The organism is Thermacetogenium phaeum DSM 12270, from assembly GCF_000305935.1.
Taxonomy (GTDB): domain Bacteria; phylum Bacillota; class DSM-12270; order Thermacetogeniales; family Thermacetogeniaceae; genus Thermacetogenium; species Thermacetogenium phaeum.
Genome location: NC_018870.1, coordinates 2,779,662 through 2,798,648, shown reverse-complemented (window position 1 = coordinate 2,798,648; position 18,987 = coordinate 2,779,662). Strand labels below are relative to the sequence as shown.

General features: G+C 57.5%; 13 protein-coding genes and 2 pseudogenes. 12 read left to right on the top strand and 3 right to left on the bottom strand.

Going from position 1 to position 18,987, the window contains the following annotated elements:
* Positions 1–194 precede the first annotated feature (194 nt).
* The gene (locus TPH_RS13785) at positions 195–1,583 is read left to right on the top strand and encodes an NAD(P)(+) transhydrogenase (Re/Si-specific) subunit beta (protein ID WP_015051803.1); all 1,389 of its coding nucleotides are present in this window, start codon (positions 195–197) and stop codon (positions 1,581–1,583) included.
* A gap of 50 nt (positions 1,584–1,633) precedes the next feature.
* Here the strand turns inward: TPH_RS13785 and TPH_RS13780 are convergent, their stop codons facing one another.
* The 3 genes from TPH_RS13780 to TPH_RS13770 form a co-directional block, all read right to left on the bottom strand.
* Complete coding sequence (locus tag TPH_RS13780) at positions 1,634–3,292, bottom strand: sigma-54 interaction domain-containing protein (protein WP_015051802.1); 1,659 nt, start codon at positions 3,290–3,292, stop codon at positions 1,634–1,636.
* Between the two features lie 249 nt (positions 3,293–3,541).
* Positions 3,542–4,693, bottom strand: coding sequence for a methylornithine synthase PylB (gene pylB / locus TPH_RS13775; RefSeq protein WP_049886141.1), 1,152 nt, complete (start codon positions 4,691–4,693; stop codon positions 3,542–3,544).
* Between the two features lie 285 nt (positions 4,694–4,978).
* On the bottom strand, positions 4,979–5,617 hold the full coding sequence (locus TPH_RS13770; protein WP_015051800.1) for a cobalamin B12-binding domain-containing protein: 639 nt from the start codon (positions 5,615–5,617) through the stop codon (positions 4,979–4,981).
* A gap of 381 nt (positions 5,618–5,998) precedes the next feature.
* Between TPH_RS13770 and TPH_RS13765 the strand changes: the two genes are divergently transcribed.
* The 11 genes and pseudogenes from TPH_RS13765 to TPH_RS13705 all read left to right on the top strand — a co-directional run bounded on the left by TPH_RS13765 (position 5,999) and on the right by TPH_RS13705 (position 18,980).
* Complete coding sequence (locus TPH_RS13765) at positions 5,999–7,177, top strand: NAD(P) transhydrogenase subunit alpha (RefSeq protein WP_015051799.1); 1,179 nt, start codon at positions 5,999–6,001, stop codon at positions 7,175–7,177.
* Between the two features lie 12 nt (positions 7,178–7,189).
* Entirely contained in the window at positions 7,190–7,465 is a 276-nt protein-coding gene (locus tag TPH_RS13760) for an NAD(P) transhydrogenase subunit alpha (RefSeq protein WP_015051798.1), read from the top strand.
* Positions 7,466–7,690: 225 nt separating this feature from the next.
* On the top strand, positions 7,691–9,052 hold the full coding sequence (locus TPH_RS13755) for an aminotransferase family protein (RefSeq protein ID WP_015051797.1): 1,362 nt from the start codon (positions 7,691–7,693) through the stop codon (positions 9,050–9,052).
* A 131-nt stretch (positions 9,053–9,183) separates the two neighbouring features.
* Positions 9,184–10,575, top strand: a pseudogene (mtbB, locus tag TPH_RS13750) ([dimethylamine--corrinoid protein] Co-methyltransferase).
* 14 nt (positions 10,576–10,589) lie between these two features.
* On the top strand, positions 10,590–11,237 hold the full coding sequence (locus TPH_RS13740) for a cobalamin B12-binding domain-containing protein (protein WP_015051794.1): 648 nt from the start codon (positions 10,590–10,592) through the stop codon (positions 11,235–11,237).
* Between the two features lie 66 nt (positions 11,238–11,303).
* Positions 11,304–12,731, top strand: a pseudogene (gene mttB, locus TPH_RS16100) ([trimethylamine--corrinoid protein] Co-methyltransferase).
* An 83-nt stretch (positions 12,732–12,814) separates the two neighbouring features.
* Positions 12,815–13,456 (top strand): corrinoid protein, encoded by a 642-nt coding sequence (locus TPH_RS13725; RefSeq protein ID WP_148275926.1) that lies wholly within the window; start codon positions 12,815–12,817, stop codon positions 13,454–13,456.
* Positions 13,457–13,483: 27 nt separating this feature from the next.
* Positions 13,484–14,911 (top strand): trimethylamine--corrinoid methyltransferase, encoded by a 1,428-nt coding sequence (locus tag TPH_RS13720; RefSeq protein WP_015051790.1) that lies wholly within the window; start codon positions 13,484–13,486, stop codon positions 14,909–14,911.
* Positions 14,912–15,087: 176 nt separating this feature from the next.
* Positions 15,088–16,665 carry a BCCT family transporter gene (locus tag TPH_RS13715; RefSeq protein WP_015051789.1) on the top strand — a complete coding sequence of 526 codons (1,578 nt, stop codon included), beginning with the start codon at positions 15,088–15,090 and terminating at the stop codon, positions 16,663–16,665.
* Positions 16,666–16,771: 106 nt separating this feature from the next.
* Positions 16,772–17,002 carry a ubiquitin family protein gene (locus TPH_RS13710; RefSeq protein WP_015051788.1) on the top strand — a complete coding sequence of 77 codons (231 nt, stop codon included), beginning with the start codon at positions 16,772–16,774 and terminating at the stop codon, positions 17,000–17,002.
* 88 nt (positions 17,003–17,090) lie between these two features.
* Entirely contained in the window at positions 17,091–18,980 is a 1,890-nt protein-coding gene (locus tag TPH_RS13705) for an aldehyde ferredoxin oxidoreductase family protein (RefSeq protein ID WP_015051787.1), read from the top strand.
* Positions 18,981–18,987: the final 7 nt, after the last annotated feature.

Genomic DNA, 18,987 nt, shown 5'->3' with positions numbered 1-18,987 from the left:
CCTTTTTGGAAGGGTTGATAAGCGGCAGTCGCCGGGGTTTCGAGAGGGTTTCGGCCGTTTGCAGTAGCAGGAAGCGGCTGAAAACTTAACGATGGGGGCGGTTGGCAGGGTAATTTTGGTGAAGGATGCTGTTTCTTCGCAGGAGTCGCATTTCTGATCTCTCAATAATATTTGCGGATGGGGTGAGGGTTTAATTGGGGTTCTATGAAGTTGTTACAATTGTGCTGGCAGTTGTCATTCTTTACGGAATTAAGTTGATGAGCTCACCAAAGACCGCTGTGCTGGGGAACCGCCTGGGAGCCCTCAGCATGTTTGTTTCCGTTTTGGTGGTGTTGTTTTACAACGGGATCGCCGATGTTCCGGTCTTGTGGCTTGCCGTTCTGCTGGGCGCGATCATCGGCTATTTGATGGCCATGAAGGTTGCCATGATCCAGATGCCGCAGATGGTGGGTCTGTTCAACGGGCTGGGGGGTGGGGCGTCCGCCCTGGTGGCCCTGGTGGTGATTTTTGAGACCTATCCGGAAATGGGGCTTTTCAGCCGCTTCACCAGTCAGCTTGCCCTGGTAGTAGGGTGGGTCACTTTGAGCGGCAGTCTGATCGCCGCCGGGAAGCTGGACCGGCGCATTCCTCAACAGCCGCTCGTCATCAAAGGGCATAATGTTGTCAACGCCCTCTGCCTCCTCATTCTGGGGGTGCTGGTCGCAGCGGGCTCCTTCGGTTCTGCCGCCGCTGCCGTGGTGGTTTCCGTGCTGGTGACGCTGCTCTCCCTGGGCTTCGGTGTGCTCTTCGCCATACGGGTGGGCGGCGCCGATATGCCGATCACGATTTCTCTCTTAAACTCCTATTCCGGGCTGGCGGGAGCCATCTGCGGCCTGACCATTGGGGATCCCCTGTTGGTGAGTGTGGGGGCGATTGTCGGTGCGGCCGGCATCATCCTCACCGGGATCATGTGCAGGGCTATGAATCGCTCCCTGCTGGAGGTGCTGAACGGGAGTGTGGCCGCGGTTAATCTGGCGGGGGATTCCCTCTTGAGCCCGGCCGCCGGAGAAAACGGCGGCACTGCAGAGAGCGAGAAGAGCCTGGATGCGCCTTCCCTCCTCAAGGAGGCCCAGAAGGTGATTATTGTCCCCGGATACGGCATGGCCGTCTCCCAGGCCCAGTGGCAAGTGAAAAAGCTCTTAGATGTTCTGGAGTCACAGGGGAAGGAGGTCAAGTTCGCCATCCACCCGGTAGCGGGAAGAATGCCCGGCCATATGAACGTTCTCCTGGCGGAAGTGGATGTTCCCTATGACCGGCTTTATGAGATGGAAGCCATCAACCCGGAGTTTAAGGATACGGACGTCGTTGTCGTCATCGGAGCGTGCGATGTCGTCAACCCTGCCGCCATCACCGCTGAGGGGACACCGATTTACGGAATGCCCATCCTCAGGGTGGATGAGGCTAAGTACGTGGTGGTCTGCAACATGGATACAAAGCCGGGGTATTCAGGAGTGCCTAACCCCCTCTATGACCGGCCGAACGTGGTGTTGCTGCAGGGGGATGCTGCCGAAACGGTAGAAAAGCTGACCAGGGAGATTCAATAGCAGGGGAACAAAAAAATCCGGGCGGAATCGGCCATCCGCCCACTGTTTTTTCATTCACCCTCGCAGTTGAACTTGCGCATCAGTCTGTAGGCTTTGCTCTGGCTGATGCCCAGAGCCTTGGCGACCTTATAGGAGCTTTTCAGCCGTTTAAAGGCCGCTGTTACCAGTTCTCTTTCGACCTTTTCCAGAGCGCGGTCGAGCGGCATCAGCTTGGTGACGGAAAGCTCTCCTTCGTCTATTTCCTCTTCTTTCGTTCTGACCGTCAGGTGGGGAAGGTATTGCGGTTTAATCACATCCTCCGGTACGGTGATGACCAGCCTTTCGATGACATGGGCGAGCTCCCGCACATTGCCCGGCCAGGAGTAGGAGAGCAGCATGTCCAGGGTATCTTCGGAAAGGCGCCTGCTGGTGCCGTACTTTCTGTTGTAGGTGGCCAGAAAGTGCTCTGCCAGAGGGATTATTTCATCCGTCCGCTCCCGCAAAGGGGGGATCGTGATCTCGATGACGTTCAGCCTGTAGTAAAGATCCTCTCTGAAAGAGCCGCTGGCGACGCACTTTTTAAGGTCGCGGTTGGTGGCCGCCACGATCCGGACGTCGATCTTCTTGGGGGCCTTGCCGCCGATGTTGATGAATTGGCGCTCCTCGATGACCTCCAGGAGTTTGGCCTGCAGCCTCGGCGGTATCTCGGCGATCTCGTCCAGGAACAGGGTGCCTCCTTCTGCCAGTTCGATGAGGCCTATTTTTCCCGTTCTGCTGGCCCCGGTAAAGGCGCCGGGGGAGTATCCGAACAGCTCGGATTCGAAAAGCTGTTCGGGGAGAGCTGCGCAGTTCAGGGTGATAAAGGGCCCCTTGCTTCTCCTGCTCAGCTTGTGGATTAATTTGGCGAGAAGGCTTTTACCGACACCCGTTTCCCCTAGGATTAGCACGGTGGAGTCGGTTGCGGCCACCTGCTGGGCCATTTGGACGATTTCCTGCATTTTTTTACTGTGAATGATGAACCCGCCCAGGTCTAGTTCCTTTTTAAGCAGCTCTTCCAGCTGGCACTTGTATTTGGTGGCCATGTTTTGAGCCTCACTGAGGTGCATCTTCAGTTGTTCCAGTTCTGTTATATCCCGGGCGTTTTCGACGATCATGACGATCTCTCCGGCCTCGTTGAATACCGGATTGGCGGTGACCAGGAGCTTTTTCCCGACGGCGGTATCCTGAAGCACGGTGACCATCTTTTTCTCTTTCATGACTATGGGAAAGATCGGCGGCTCCCAAATTCCCCGGTCTGCAAAGTGAAAAACCGTCTTGCCGATGATGTCGGCCTTCTTGATTCCGTAGTGCCTTTCCACCGCCTTGTTGACAAAGAGGATGTAGCCGTCCTTGTCTACGATGAATATTTCATCGAAGGACATGTCGAGGGCCTGACGAAGCGCTTCGCTCTTCAGGTTTTTCATCCCGGCCGGTACTGTCTCCTGCCTGCAGCAGGCGGTGGGGAGTTGATCTTGGGGGTGTAACAGGTAGGCATTCAACCCGGGGTTGTCGGCCGCCGGGGAACGGAGATCCACCTTTGTGATTTGAATTTCCGAATCCCTGTCGCCGATCTCAGCGCTGATATCCCGAATATTGGACGGGATGGAAGGGAAAAGGCGTTCCACCACTTCATTATAGGCGATGATCTCCCCCCCCTGAGAAGTGAAAACCACACCCATATTTGGAATCATCCTCAAGACCCCCCTTTTTGGATAGCCGCTAAAATCACTGTGGAAGAGGCTTCGGATTGCGGTTTGTTCAAGAAGGGTGAGAAAACTGGCGGGGAGTCCGGGAGTCGCACCCGGCTACATAGATTTAGAGTCTATGCGATCCTTCCGATCCACCCCCCGTAAACCCATCGGCAGAAAAATGACCGGCAGAGATGATGAATCATCAGGTTATAGTATCTTTTTCGACATAATGCGCGGATCTCCTTTTTTTTATTGATGAGAAATTTCTGAGAAAGGATTGCTGCCGCTGAGACAGGTACCGTGCAGCCTTATAAGTTTCGCCTTCTCCTTTTCTACCCAGCTTAAGTATTCCTCGGCGGTTGCTGCGGTCAGCCCCATCTCCTCCAGGAAGGGGAGAACTCCCGCCACCGTGCGGTTTCCCTCGTCGATATCCCTTCTGCACTGAGCGACTCCCGCCAGCCCCATTAAGGGGGGTATGATCGATGTGACCACATTGGCCCCGGCGTTGATTCTATCCCGCAGTCCGGCAACGCCGTCTACATCCAAAGAGGCCGGGATCAGCCGGTCCGGGAAGAGGATGCGCATCACGGCGATGATCTTCAGTTCGCGAATGCGCGCCGGTGTCTCCCGGTCGGCGAGCGGCGTCCCCTGCTGGGGGACGAAGCTCATCACCCGCACCTGTTGTGCTTGCAGCTGCCGCATTCCCTGGAGGGAAAGCATGATGTCGCTTTCGGTATCCCCTATACCGGTCAGGATTCCCTCCTCCACCAGCAGGCCGCAGCGGAGCGCTTCCTCCTTGCTCGCCAGGCGCTGTTGGTAGCTTTGCTCGAGCCTCAGTTCAGCAAACAGCCTTTCGTTGTGCGTTTCCTGGTAACAGGCGTACCAGTCCGCTCCGGCGGTGGCGAAATCCTGCAGGATGCGGCCGGGCACCACTCCGGGGGAGATCATGACCGGGAGGCCTGTCCGCTTTTTAACCTGGTGGACCAGGGCGATCAGCGGCTGAAAGCCCTCTTTTCGATTGTGGAAGTACGGGTCCTCCCCCAGCGTCAGGTCGATCAGGTGGACCCCGGATGCGGCCAGCCTGGCGGCGGCGTCCAGGACCTCCTCGGCCGTTTTGCGGTAGCGCACGCTTTTAGAATTTGATTTCCGGTAGTAACAGAACGTGCAGTTATTGCGGCACCAGGTGGAGAGGTAAATAAAACCGTAGAGGAAAATTTTGTTGCCGAAGAACCTCTCCCTCAAGGAGCGGGCGGTTCTGAAGAGTTTGTCCAGATCATCCCTGCTTTGCAGTCCGAGCAGGAAGGCCGCCTCCCGGTCGGTCAGCTCTTGGAGAAGGCCGGCCTTCTCCAGAATGCCTTCCAGGCGGTGCTCGCTTTGGTTTCTTAGTGCAGCCAATGCCATCCCCCCTACCCCAGGGTGGGGCTTTTTCAAGACTTTCGCCGGAATCCGACAGGTTGCAACGCTTATGAAAAAAATTAATATCGAGGAACCATTCATTTTAGTGTCCAGAGTGGCGACTGCTGGTTGATCCCTCTGCTGTCTCCTGCGTGATGATCGGTGGCAGAGGAACGGTTCCCCGATATCAATTATAAATCAATAGACTACCATACCGCCAGCGGCGGCACCAACAGAGGAACGAAAAAAGGATTCAACGTGTTGTTGCCGGGAATATCTTCGGCACAGGGATTACTGCTGCCCGGCCAGCTCCAGGCAGACGTCGCGCGCCGAGATGGCATCATCCCCGTATCCATCCGCGCCTATTTCCCCGGCGAATTCCCGGGACACCGGTGCGCCGCCGACGATGATCTTCACCTTATCCCTCAAACCTGCCTCGGTGATGGCATCGATGGTTTCTTTCATGGCAGGCATGGTTGTTGTCAGAAGGGCGGACATCCCGACGATGTGCGGATTGTGCTCATTGATGGCGGCGACGAACTTCTCCGGTGGGTTGTCCACGCCGAGATCGATGACCTCAAACCCGGCGCTGCGCAGTATCATTGAGACGAGGTTTTTCCCGATGTCGTGCAGGTCACCCTTCACCGTTCCTATGACAACGACGCCGGCGGACTTGATCTTCTCCCCCTGCACCGACGGCTTTACTACCTCAACGCCGGCGTTCATGGCGTTGGCGCACATCATCACTTCCGGCACGAACATGTCCCCTTCTTTAAACCTCACCCCTACGACATTCATCCCGGCGATCAGGCCTTCTTCGATGATAGCGAGCGGGTTTTCACCTGCAGCGAGCAGCCCTGCCGCCAGGTTCTTGACCCGTTCCACATCTCCCTCGATAACCGCTTGCTGAATTGCATCGAATTTACCCATTAGTTTAGAAAACCCTCCCTTGAATGTTGTTTCGGCGGCTTTTCTCTAAATAGCTTGGTCATTTTCTTGTGTTTTATAGTGCAATTTCCGTGCCAGCGACGGCGTTTTCCCTCCGGTGCCTGCAACTTAACCGTTTCCGGGAAATCACCGCTGCGCCTTCTTATGATCTGTTAAATCACCGGTGAAACAATCAAGTCAGAATTAAAGAGTTTTTGAGAATGATGAACCGCAGCAGCGGGCTTTTTTCGTTGGCACTGGATTTGCAAGGTCTTTGTTGGCAGCAGGGATGCACCGCGCATCCCACTGACCTGGCGATTTGCTTCTAGTGGTAGCTGGAGATGTAGCGAACAGATTTTGAGAACAAAGGAGGTAGGCCAGAAAATGCAGTTTAAGGGTCTTGCGGTCGGTGTTCCCAAAGAGATCATGCATGGCGAGCGGAGGGTTGCCGCCATACCGGAAACGGTGAAAAAGCTCGTCGACGGCGGAGCAAGGGTCCTCGTGGAGAGTGGCGCCGGGGCGCTTGCCTATATCGAGGATGAGGAATACCGGCGGGCCGGAGCGGAGCTGATTCGGGATGTCGAGGAGCTCTACGCTGCGGCCGACATCGTTATGAAGGTCAAAGAACCCCTTTTCAACGAGACAAAGGGGAAACATGAGGTTGAAATGATGCATAAGGGGCAGTTGCTGGTGACCTTTATTCATCCGGCAGCTCCCCCGAACCACCAGATGGTCAAGGACCTGGCGGCGAAGGGGGTGGTGAGCCTGACGCTGGACGGTATTCCCAGGATCTCCCGCGCCCAGTCCATGGATGCCCTGACCTCCATGAGCACGGTCGCCGGATATAAGGGGGTGCTCATGGCCGCCAACCGCATGGCGAAATTCATGCCCATGACCGGCACGGCGGTGGGGGTGATTCAGCCGGCGACGGTGCTGGTCATCGGAACCGGTGTGGCCGGTTTGCAGGCTATCGCCACCGCTAAGAGGTTGGGGGCGGTCGTCTATGCAGTGGATATCAGGCCGGATGCCGTGGAGCAGGCGAAGAGCCTGGGGGCAAAAATCGTGGAAACCGGCGTTCCTGCCGAAGTGGCCGTGGGCAAGGGCGGCTATGCCAACCACCTTCCGGAAGAGTGGTTGCTCAAGGAGAGAGAGGCAATTCAAGAGGCGGTCAAAAAGGCAGACATCATCATCCTCACGGCCCTCGTTCCCGGCAAAGTGGCGCCGGTTCTGATCACCGAGGAGATGGTCAAATCCATGAAGCCGGGCTCGGTGATCATCGATATCGCCATCGACCAGGGGGGGAACTGCGCCCTGACTGTTGGCGGGGAGGTCAAGGAATTCTATGGAGTGAGCATTGACGGCACCAAGAACATCCCGGGCATGGTTCCGGTGAGTTCCACCTGGATGTTTGCCCATAACATATACAACTTCGTTGCTTACCTGGTCAAGGACGGTCGGGTGGTGCTCGATCCCGATGATGAGATTATCGCCTCCTCCCTCGTTACCAGGGATGGCAAGGTAGTCCACGCCGGCGCCCTGGAAGCGATGAGGCTGATTGCCTAGGGGGTGAAGGGGTTGAGCCCTCTGGCATTAATTCTTATCTTTGTGGTTGCCACGGCGGCCGGATATAAGGTGATCAGAGATGTGCCCTCTCTGCTGCATACGCCGCTGATGTCGGGGATGAACGCCCTTTCGGGTGTCACCATCCTCGGTTCCCTGGTGGCTACCGCTCTGGCAGCGGCGACACATAACAAAGCTTTGGGGTTTATCGCTATCATGCTGGCCACCGTCAACCTGGTGGGCGGGTTTGCGGTTACCGAGCGAATGCTGAAGATGTTCCGGGAGAGGTAACCCATTTTGCGGATTTAACTTATTTCAGGCACCGCTGACTTGCTGTTCTGGTGTGATTAGCCTGTCAGGTAGCGCCCGTTGCGGGAGAATGGCGCCGTACTCACCGGCATCTTTGGGCTGGCATTAAACTTGCAGTAGGCGATGCGATGAGTCGGGGATATCCGGTTTGGTTTGAAGTAGCGGCAAAATTTCGACCATTAATTTTTAAAAATCGGAGGGTAGCTTATGAAGACTTACGATGCTGTTGAGGTGGAAGCCCTCAAGAAAGCCGATGTGGAACATTTCTTGCACCCCACATCAAGCATCACCAGGCTGATGGAGCGGGGTCCCAAGATCATGGCGGCAGGAAAGGGTTGCAAGCTCTACGATGTGGAGGGGAGGGAGTACATCGACGGGACGGCCGGGTTGTGGCTCAGCGCCCTCGGTCACGGCAACGCCGAGCTTGCCGAAGCGGCCAGGGAGCAGATCCTGACCCTGGAATACTGGACGGCCTTCAACGAGTATTCGACCGTCCCTACCGTGAAGCTGGCGGAAAAGGTGGCCTCCATGGTTCCGATCGAGAACGCCCATGTTTTCTTAACCAGCGGTGGTTCGGAGACCAACGATACCGTCTTCAAGCTCGTCCGGTACTATTTTCACAACAAGGGATACAAGAGCAAGGAGATCATCATCTCCCGGCAGAGGGCCTACCACGGCACCACCTATGGAGCCCTCAGCGCCACCAAACTGCCGAATTTCCACGAGGGGTTTGAGCCGCTGCTCCCCGGATTTGATTATGTAGCGGTTCCTTACTGCTACCTCTGCCCGTTCGGGAAGGAGTACCCGGGGTGCGGGCTGGAGTGCGCCCTGGATCTGGAAAGAAAGATTCAGGAGCTCGGCCCTGACAATGTGGCGGCCTTTGTGGCGGAGCCGATTATGGGAACGGGTGGGGTGTTCGTGCCACCTGCCGGCTACTTCGAGAAGATCCGGGAGATCTGCGACAGGTACGAGGTCCTCTATGTTGACGACGAGGTTATCTGCGGCTTCGGGAGGACTGGGAAGCTCTTCGGGATCCTGCACTGGGAGGCGACACCCGATATCATCTGCCTCGCCAAGGCCATTACCAGCGGTTATGTGCCTCTGGGGGCGGCGGTGGTTTCCGAGAAGATCTTCGATGTGCTTAAACAGAAGGGAACATTCCCCCACGGCTACACCTACAGCGGGCACCCGGTGGCCTGCGCCGTCGCCTTGAAGAACATCGAGATCATCGAAAGGGAGAGGCTTTGGGAGAACGCCGCCAGGATGGGCGGGCGGCTTTTGAACGGGATTAAGGAGAGGAATCTGGAGGCAGTCGGCGAGGTCAGAGGGCTCGGCTTGATGGTGGGCATCGACCTGGTGAAGGACAGGGCCACTAAAGAGAAATTCCCCACCCCGCTCGGGGCGAGGGTGATCGAGATCGCTTACGAGAACGGCCTTGTCTGCCGCTGCCTGGCAGGGGACATCATTCAGTTGTCGCCTCCGATGATCATCACCGCCGAGGAGGTCGACCGGATCGTGGAAATTGTCTGTGACGCTATAGAAAAGGCGTATCAGGAGTATACGGGATGAGTTGTTGATGAATGCAGGCGATCTGTTGATCGCTTACCCTAAAAGTCCCCTTCCTCTGGGAGCGGGGGGAGGGGGACGCCCCCCTATTAACTGACGAAAGCGATGGCAATTATAAGGAGGGAAGATCAGCTGTGGCAGAATTTTTCACTAGAATGGGCGATGGATCTGCTGTATGGTTGAGCGAGGCGGAGATCCGCCGGGAGCTCGAAGAAGGGATGCTGGATGCCGCCGAGCGGGGGCGGATACCGGAACTCACCGATGACGAGATGCAGAGGCTTTTCGAGATCGTTACCGATCCTCAGAAAACGGTGAGCATCGAGCGCGGCAACGAGGTGGTGGGAACCTTTGACGCCGGCACCTTGAAGCTGCCAGTCCGCGCCGGGATACCGGTGGACCGGATGACCACCGTCCTTATCCATGAGAGGGCGCTCTGTTCCGATACCATGGAGCTCTGCAGCACAGATTACAGCTATAAGCAGCTCAAGAATTTCGTGCACGAAGAGGCAGCCTCCATGGAGCTGATCCAGCTCAACTGCGTGATTCCGGTGTTTTACGGGGCGATGCCGAATCTGGGGCTGTACACCAAGCCCGACGGGCCCATCGACAACTGGTCCGAGCTGCTCCCGATGGCGAAGATCAAGGAGGCCAGGGCGGCCCAGGAGGAGGCCGTGGAGATGGCGGCCAAGGATATGGTCTACATAGCCAGCATTCTCTATGAGGCCGGGGCCGACGGGATCAACTTCGACACCGTGGGGGCATCAGGTGACGGCGATTTTCTGGCCACCCTCAAAGCGATGGAAATTTTAAAGAAGAAGTACCCCGATATGGCCATCGAGGTGGGGATGGCCGGGGAGTTCGTGCTGGGAATGCACGGCAGACTGGAGTATGACGGGGTGAGGCTGGCCGGGCTTTATCCGCATGATCAGGCGAAGGTGGTGGAAAAGGCTGGGGGCAGCATTTTCGGAGCGGTGATCAACACCAACAGCAGCAAGTCCTTCCCCTGGAACCTGGCCCGGGCGGTCACCTTTACCAAGGCCTGTTCGGAGGCGTCGAACATACCGGTCCATGTCAACGCCGGCATGGGTGTAGGGGCGATTCCCCTGACCAACACGGCGCCTACCGATGCCACCTCTCGGGCCTCGAAGGCTCTTGTTGAAATAGGAAAGGCCGACGGGTTGTAGATTGGCCACGGCGATGCCTACGGAATGGCCATCGCCCACGAAGTGGCTGCGGGCATGGGCGGAATTCGTACCGCCGGAGATCTGGTGGCACGTGTCCAAATGTCCAAGGCCATGAAGATCAAAGAAGCCAAGGAATATGTGGCCGAGAAGCTGGGGATCTCTGTCTTCGATCTCTGTGATTCCTATGTAATGAAAGAGCTGCGGGAGCAGCTGGATATCGGTCATGTGCAGGCGCGCGACCGGGCATCCTACGGGATCGAAGCCAAGTTCAACATTGCCAGACTGCTGGATATCAAGATCAATTCCGTTGAAAACTTTAAACGCAAGGTGAAAATGCTTTAAAGGAGGGGCGACAGTTGAGCTGGGAAGAGGTTATCAAGGAAGCACAGGAGGCCATCGCCAATTGTGATGAGGATAAGGCGGTGGCCGTGGCCAGGCAGGCCATTGATGCCGGTCTGGATCTCGTCGGCGTTCTCAACGAGGGTTTCAGCGCCGGGATCAGGAAGGTCGGCGATATGTTCGGGCGCGGTGAGATCTTTCTTCCCGAACTGATTCTCTCCGCCGAGGTGATGAAAAAGGTCACCGGGGTTCTGGAGGAGGCCATCGCCGGAGGGGCCGCCCAGGACAAAAAGGCGACCATTCTCATCGCCACCGTTGAAGGCGATGTTCACGACATCGGCAAGGGGATAGTCATCTCTCTTCTAAAAACTCAGGGTTTTGAGGTCATCGATTTGGGGCGTGATGTCCCGGTGGACAGGATCATCGAGGAGGCGATCAAGGTTGATGCCGATATCATCGGAACCAGCGCCCTCCTCACGACGACCCTGGCAGAGCAGAAGAAGCTCGAGGATGAGCTGCGGGCGCGGGGGCTGAGAGAGAGGTTCAAAACCATCGTCGGCGGAGCGCCTTGTACCCAGCGCTGGGCGGACAAGATCGGCGCCGATGCATACGGAGAGGATGCCTCCGATGCCGTGAAGAAGTGCCTGGAACTCATTCAAAAATGAGGGGGGAGATCCTTGATCAGAAGCTTACAGGCGGGATTCAGCCGGGTTGACGGAATCGGGTTGAGAATGTTTAGCGAAGACGAGTTGTTTGCCATCCACTGCGCCACACTGGAGGTGATGCGCGACACCGGGCTCTATGTCGGGAGCAAGGAGGCGCGGGAGATTCTGGACGGAGCGGGGGCGATCGTGGACGAGGAAAAAGAGATCGTCAAGTTCCCCCCGTACCTGGTGGAAGATGCCATCCGCTCTGCCCCCAGCACCATCGTCCTGGCCGGCAGGAACCCGAAGTACGACTACGTGATCGATGGCAAGCGCGTCGGTTTCCTGAATTTCGGCGAGGGGCTGCGGGTCATCGACCCCTACACTAAGGAGTACCGGCCCTCCACCAAGGACGATGTGGCCAAAGCTGCCCTCATCTGCGATGCCCTTGACCAGGTCGTGGTGCACAACAGGGCGGTAGGCGCCGACGAGATGCCGGGTCCGGTGCAGCCGTTGCACAACGCCGAGGCCATCTTCCCCAATATTTCCAAGCACTGCTTCATCGGCGCCATGAACGTCCAGAACTTCAAGAAGATCGTGGAGATGGCGGCGGCCATCGTGGGCGGCAAGGACAAGCTTCGGGAGAGGCCGATCTACAGCACCATTGTCTGTCCGACCAGCCCCTTGAAGCTGGTTGCAACCGAGTGCTGCGACATCGTCATCGAGGCCGCCCGGCAGGGGATCACCGTCTGCTTCATCTCCATGGCCATGGCGGGGGCAACGTCGCCGGTTACCCTGGCAGGAACGCTGGTGACTCACAACGCTGAAGTGCTGGGCGGGATCGTCCTGAGTCAGGCCACCCGCAAGGGGGCACCGGTTATCTACGGCAGCTCCACCACCATTATGGACCTGAAGACGGCAACCGCCCCCGTCGGTTCTCCAGAGCTGGGGATGATCAATGCAGCAGTTGCCCAGCTGGCCCAATACTATCTCCTTCCCAGCTGGGTGGCCGGAGGATAGGCTGACAGCAAGATTCCCGACGCCCAGGCGGCTCACGAAAAGACCATCACCGGTCTGATGGCGGCGCTAGGTGGCGCGAACCTGATTTACGGACTGGGGATGCTGGAACTGGGGGTCACTTTCGATTTCGCTCAGATGGTAATTGACAACGAGATCGCCAGGATGATCAACAGGGTGCTCCAGGGAATTCCGGTCAATGACGATACCCTCGCCGTGGATCTCATCAAGGAGGTGGGATCCTCCGGTGAATTCGTGACCAAGGAGCACACTTTCAAGAACTTCAGGAAAGAACAGTCTCAGAGCAAGCTGCTCGATCGCCGGATGCGTGATGCCTGGCTCGAAAAGGGCGGGAAGGATCTGACGGCCAGGGCCTACGAGGAAGCCATCCATATACTGGAAACCCATAAACCCGAACCGCTGCCGCCGGGTGTGCCGGAGAAGATCAGGGAGATCGTCGAAGAGGCCGAAGAGGAGTACGGCCTCAAGAAGAAATAGCGGGTTCCGGTTCTATTCATGGGACCGCCTTCACGGCGGCCCCATGTAAAAAATATAACGACAAGGAGGTGCCCTGGTAAAAGGTGGATATCTTGAAGGAAGTAGCGGAGGCGGTGATCGAAGGGGACGAAGATGCGGTTCCAGAGCTGACCCGGAAGGCCCTGGAGGCCGGTATTGAACCCTTGAGGATAATCAACGAGGGTTTGACCCCGGGGATTGAAGTGGTCGGCGACCGCTTCGCAGCCGGGGAGTATTTCCTTCCGGATTTACTGCTCGGGGCTAAGGCTATGGAAGCCGGGATCGCCGTTCTGGAGCCCCTGCTGGCAGGTGTCAACAGGGAGTTTATCGGCCGGGTGATCATGGGGACGGTGCACGGAGACCTGCATTCGATAGGGAAGAATATCGTCATCATGATGCTGAAGTCGGCGGGGTTTGAAGTGATCGACCTCGGGGTCGACGTTCCCACCGACAGATTTATCGAAAAGATCAAGGAATTGAAGCCCGACATCGTCGGTATTTCGGCCTTACTGACGACCACCGTCGGCAAGCAGAAGGAGATCATCGAAACATTGAAGGAGGAAGGGCTCCGTGATTCGGTCAAGGTGATGATCGGGGGAGCTCCTATCAACCAGACCTGGGCCGACCAGATCGGAGCCGACGGCTATGCCGAGGATGCCACGACCGCAGTGAAGCTTGCCAGGCGGCTTATAGGCAGGACTGCTTAAGACCGTAAACAACAGGGGGATTGCGGTATGAAATTCGAAATATTGCCGGAAGAAGAATTGATGAAGGTGCATGAGGCCAGTGTGGAGATTTTGAAAAACACCGGCATCAGAACGACCTCGCCGAAGTTCAGGAGCCTCTTGTTGGACAACGGGTGTAAGGAGAAGAAGGACCGCATTACCTTTACCGATGATGTCATCGAAAAGGCGCTCAAGTCCGTCCCCGGGCCGTGGGAGATCACCAGCCGCAACGGAGAGCATGTTCTCGAGCTGTGCCGGAACAGGGCCTACGGACAGGTATGTGTAGGCATGCCGGCGGTGATCGATCTGGAAACAGGGCAGAGAAGGGATGCCCTTTTGAAGGACCTTCAGGACTTCACACGCCTGGCCGATGCCCTGGAATTTATCAACGTCGTCTCCCCTCTCTACCCGCGCGATGTTTCTCAAAAAGCAATAGTAACCATCGAAGCTGCGACGTTGCTGCGCAACACGACGAAGCCGATCAGGCTCTGCCTGGAGTCGCATGATGAATGGCCTTATATTCATGATGTCTTGCTGGCCGTAGCGGGTAGCGAGGAGGCCCTGCGGGAGAAGGGATTGGGCTACTATGAGGTTTCCCCCATCAGCCCTTTGGACTTCGGTACGGGGCCTGCTGAGGCCTTGATGGATGTGGTAGAGGCAGGTCTGCCCTTAGGTATCGATCCCGCTCCCATCATGGGAGCAACCTCCCCCATTACTATCCTGGGCAATGTCGCCCAGCATAATGCCGAAATACTGGCGGCAGTCATCGCCTGCCAGTTGATGAGCCCCGGCCATCGGGTGGTGATGTCGCCGCGGGCGGGAGGCATTATGGACATGAGAACAGGGGTGGCGCTCTGGGCGATACCGGAAATGGGAATCGGTGGAGCCCTGGCGGTGCAGCTGGCCAGGCACTACGGGATTGCCCGCGGGGCGGGCTGCTTTACCGGTGCCTCCAAGGCGGCGGATGCCCAGAGCGGGTACGAGCGCATCTACAACGCCCTCCTGCCTGCCTTGATCGGGATCGACTTCTGTGGCACCGCCGGTAGCGTCGACAACGCCCTGGTAGGGAGCTACGAGATGCTGGTCATCGACAATGAGATGTCATCCATCATCCAGCATACTGTTAAGGGTTTGGAGGTCAATGAGGATAAACTGGCCGTGGCCATCGTCGACGAGGTGGTGGAAAAGGGGATCAGCTTCCTCGAGCACAAGCACACGAGAAAGCACCTGCGGGCGGGTGAACTCTGGAGGCCGGTGATCTCCCAGCGCCTGACCTTTGAAGAGTGGGAGGCCAGGGGTTGCCCCAGGCTTGAAGATATCGCCAGGGAGAAGGCAAAGGAATTGCTGGCGTCGCACCGGGTGGAGCCGCTCAGCCCCGAAGTTGATGCCGAGCTCGACAAAATCATCGCCAGGGCAGAAAGAGAGCTAGGGGAGTAACCCCTGACGGTAAAAGAGGTGCCCCGGCAGTAAAAAGCGGCGCTTGATGAGGAACCGATCGCAAGACCGGCGCTAACTTTGGTGAGAACAATTCTTATCGTGAGTTATTCCGCCGCCTGAGTCGCCTGCCAGCCTGCGGCTGAAAGTTCGATCAATCAATTTCAGGAGGTAATGCCATGGAAAAAAGAGGCGAAATCAATCACGCTGTGTTTTGGCCTTCATTACTTGTTGTACTTGGTTTGAGCGTACCCCTGGCCATCTGGCCGGAGCAAGGGGGAAGAGCGGTCAATGCCGTCTGGTCCTTTATTACCGATCACTTCGGCTGGTTTTTCCTGCTGTTCGGGTTCTTCTGCTTTGCGGTGCTGATCTGGCTGGCCCTCGGCAGGTACGGGAATGTCAAGCTGGGCGGCCCCGATGAGGAGCCGGAGTTCTCCACCTTCAGCTGGATCGCCATGCTCTTCGCCGCCGGGATCGGCGGGGGGATCATGATGTGGTGCATTATGGAGCCCATTTTTTACCTGAACGGCCCTCCCTTCGGGGTTAAGCCCGGTTCGCCGCTGGCTTTCGAATGGGCGCACCTCTATGGCATGTTCCACTGGGGGTTCAGCGCCTGGGCGATCTACTGCATTCCCACGATCCCCATCGCCTATGCTGTTTTTGTCCGCAAGGAGCCGACATTGCGATTTAGCACCGCCTTGCGCCCCATCTTTGGGAAGCTTGTCGACGGGTGGGTTGGAGTTATCATTGACGTCTTGATCTGCTTCGGGCTGGTCGGCGCCGTGGGCACCTCCCTCGGCCTCGAGGTTCCGGCGGTATCGGCCATGCTCCAAGGCCTCTTCGGGGTTGAGGATTCTATCTGGCTGCAGCTGGTTATCGTCCTTATCTGGCTCTGCATTTTCGGCACCAGTGTTTACAGGGGATTGAGCAAGGGCATCAAGGTGCTCAGCGATATCAACCTCTACCTCGCTTTCGTACTGATCGCTTTTGTTCTGCTGGCGGGCCCCACTGTGTTCATTCTGAAGATGACCACTAACAGCCTGGGACTGCTGCTCAACAATTTCTTCCGCATGACCTTCTGGATGGATCCCATCACTCGAAGCGGGTTCCCCGAGGCCTGGACTGTCTTCTACTGGGCCTGGTGGATCGCCTACGCTCCGATGATGGGGCTCTTCGTCGCCCGGATTTCGAAGGGGCGCACTATAAAGGAACTGGTAATTGCCGAATGCTTCTGGGGCACTCTGGGGTGCTGGCTCTATATGGCCATCTTCGGCGGCTACTCCCTTTTCGTGGAGGCCAACCACATTGCTCCGCTGACCCAGATCATGAATGAGAGCGGGCAGTTCGCCGTGATCGTGGCGACATTGCAGACCCTTCCTCTGTCGAAGATCGCCATGTTTATCTGGACGGTGCTGATCTTCATCTTCCTCGCCACCACCGTGGACTCCACGGCCTATACCCTGGCTTCGGTGTGCACTAAAAAGCTCCGTGGGGATGAGCAGCCCGCCCGCTGGCACAGGGTCATCTGGGCGATTGCTTTGGCATCCGTTTCCATCGGGCTCCTGGTCGTGGGCGGCCTCCAGCCTGTGCAGCTTTCATCGATCATTGCCGCCCTGCCGTTGACGCCGGTCCTGATCTTGCTGATAATTTCCGGCATCAAGATGCTGAAGGAGGACTTTCCGCATCTGCAGCCCAGGAAAGAGGCGATCGACTACCGGCCTGCCGTGTCTTATCAGCAGCAGAGCGTTGATGCCTGAAATGGGGTTTTATTAACAAGACTTTAAGAAGACGGCCTCTTCCTCCTTCCCACCTGCGGGAAGGAGGAAGAGCACTTTACCTGTACCAGGAGGGATGTGACCTGCCATGATCACCGTCGAGCTCTATTCCAGCCTCAGGTATCTCGTTTCCAACGACGACGGCCTGGTGACCGTCGCTGCCAACCGGCCGCTGACGGTGAGGGAGCTGTTGGAGAAAATCGGGCTCAACCACGGAGAGGTTGACCTGGTGATCTGCGAAGGCAGGTCGCTTCTGCCGGATGACCCGCTGGAGCCCGGCTGCAGGGTTGCCCTCTACCCGATTTTCGGGGGTGGTTAAGGAGTCCGTGAAAGAAGTCTTCGCAGAGGGATGCAGTAGTTAACTGTTATTGTACGAATGACGATTATCCTGAAAGGAGAGGGAACTGGTGCCATACGGGTTCAACAACAGGATACTGCACGTCGACCTGACGGGAAAAAACATATCCGTCGAGGAACCGGGGGAGAACTTTTACCGCACCTACGGCGGGGGGCCGGGGATCGCCCTTTACTACATGCTGAAGGACATGCCCCCTGGCGTCGACCCCCTGGGGCCGGAAAACCTGCTGGTTTTCGCACCGGGGCTGCTGACGGGAACGGTGGCGCCCTGTGTACCCCGCTATACTGTATGCGCCAGGTCACCCCTTACAGGCGCCTTTGGTAAGTCTGAGGCGGGGGGATGGTGGGGGCCTGAGCTGAAGGCGGCCGGGTATGACGCCATAGTCATCAAGGGGCAGGCGGAGGCTCCCGTCTACCTCTGGATCGACGACGGCAAGGTGGAAATCCGGGACGCCGGGAAAATCTGGGGCCTGGAGACCGGGACGGCCGCTGCTGCCATTAAGGAGGAGCTGGGGGATGAGCGGGTGCGGATCGCCCAGATCGGGCCTGCAGGAGAGAACCTCGTCCGCTACGCGGCCATCCTCAATGAGCTGGGGCACTTCAACGGGCGCAACGGTCTGGGGGCGGTGATGGGTTCCAAGAAGCTGAAGGCCATCGCCGTGCGCGCAACCGGAAGGGTGGAGGTCTGCGATCCGCAAAGGCTCAAAGAGCTCTCCCGCTGGGTTTCGGCGGAGGCCAAGGTCCATCCGTTGAGCAAAGCCCTGCACGACATGGGCACACCCGGTGGTGTTGAGGGGAATAACGCTGCAGGGGCGCTTCCTACCCGCAACTGGACCAATGGAACCTTCGAGGGGTATGAGGAAATCTCCGGCACCAGGCTCAACCAGGAGATCCTGGTCAAGCGGGGAGGGTGCTTCTCCTGCCCGGTGCGCTGTAAACGGGTCGTGAGGGTTTCCGGGGAGTACGACGTCGATCCCCGTTACGGCGGGCCGGAGTACGAGGCCCTGGCCTCCCTGGGTTCCAGCTGCGGAATCTCCGACCTGAGGCTGGTTGCCAAGGCCAATGAGGTTTGCAACAGATACGGCCTCGATGTCATTTCCGCCGGATTGACGATTGCCTTTGCCATGGAGTGCTTTGAGAACGGGCTGCTCACCCTTGAAGATACCGGCGGCCTGGAGCTGCGATTCGGCAACAAGGGTATCTTTCTGGAGCTGCTGCGATTGATCGCCTACCGGGAGGGGTTCGGGGAGTGGCTGGCCGACGGTTCGGTCGCCCTGGCGAAGAGGATCGGCAAGGGCTCGGAAAGGTTCCTGATGCACGTCAAAGGACAGGAGCTTCCCATGCACGACCCCAGGGTCAAAACCGGATTCGGGATGCAGTACGCCCTGGCCCCGCAGGGTGCCGACCATCAGTACGCCCAGCACGATCCCTTCTTCGTTCCCGGAAATCCCCTGGGGCAGAAGGCAGGACGCCCTCTCGGGATTTTAGAGGGGGTTCCGGCAACGGATCTCTCCTGGCGGAAGGTGAGAACTATTCTCTATACCAGTTTTCTCAATTTCAGCTACGATTCCCTGGGTGCCTGCGTTTTTGGGTTTATCGCCCGCAGTGTTACGCCTTATAATATTCTATTGGAGATCATCGAGGCGGTGACCGGCTGGGAAACCAGCTTATGGGAATTGATGAAGACCGGCGAAAGGCTTAACACTATGGCCCGGCTGTTCAACTGTCGGGAGGGGTTCGGGCGTGATGATGACCGCATACCGGAGCGTCTTTTCACCCCCTTAAAGAGCGGCCCCAACAAAGGGAGTCTGGCCATACCGCCTGATGATTTCCGGAAGGCCCTGGATCTGTACTACGCCATGGCCGGCTGGGATGAAGCGGGCAGGCCGCGTCAGGGAAAACTGCTGGAACTGGGGTTGGACTGGCTGGCCGGGGTGTAAGTGCAAA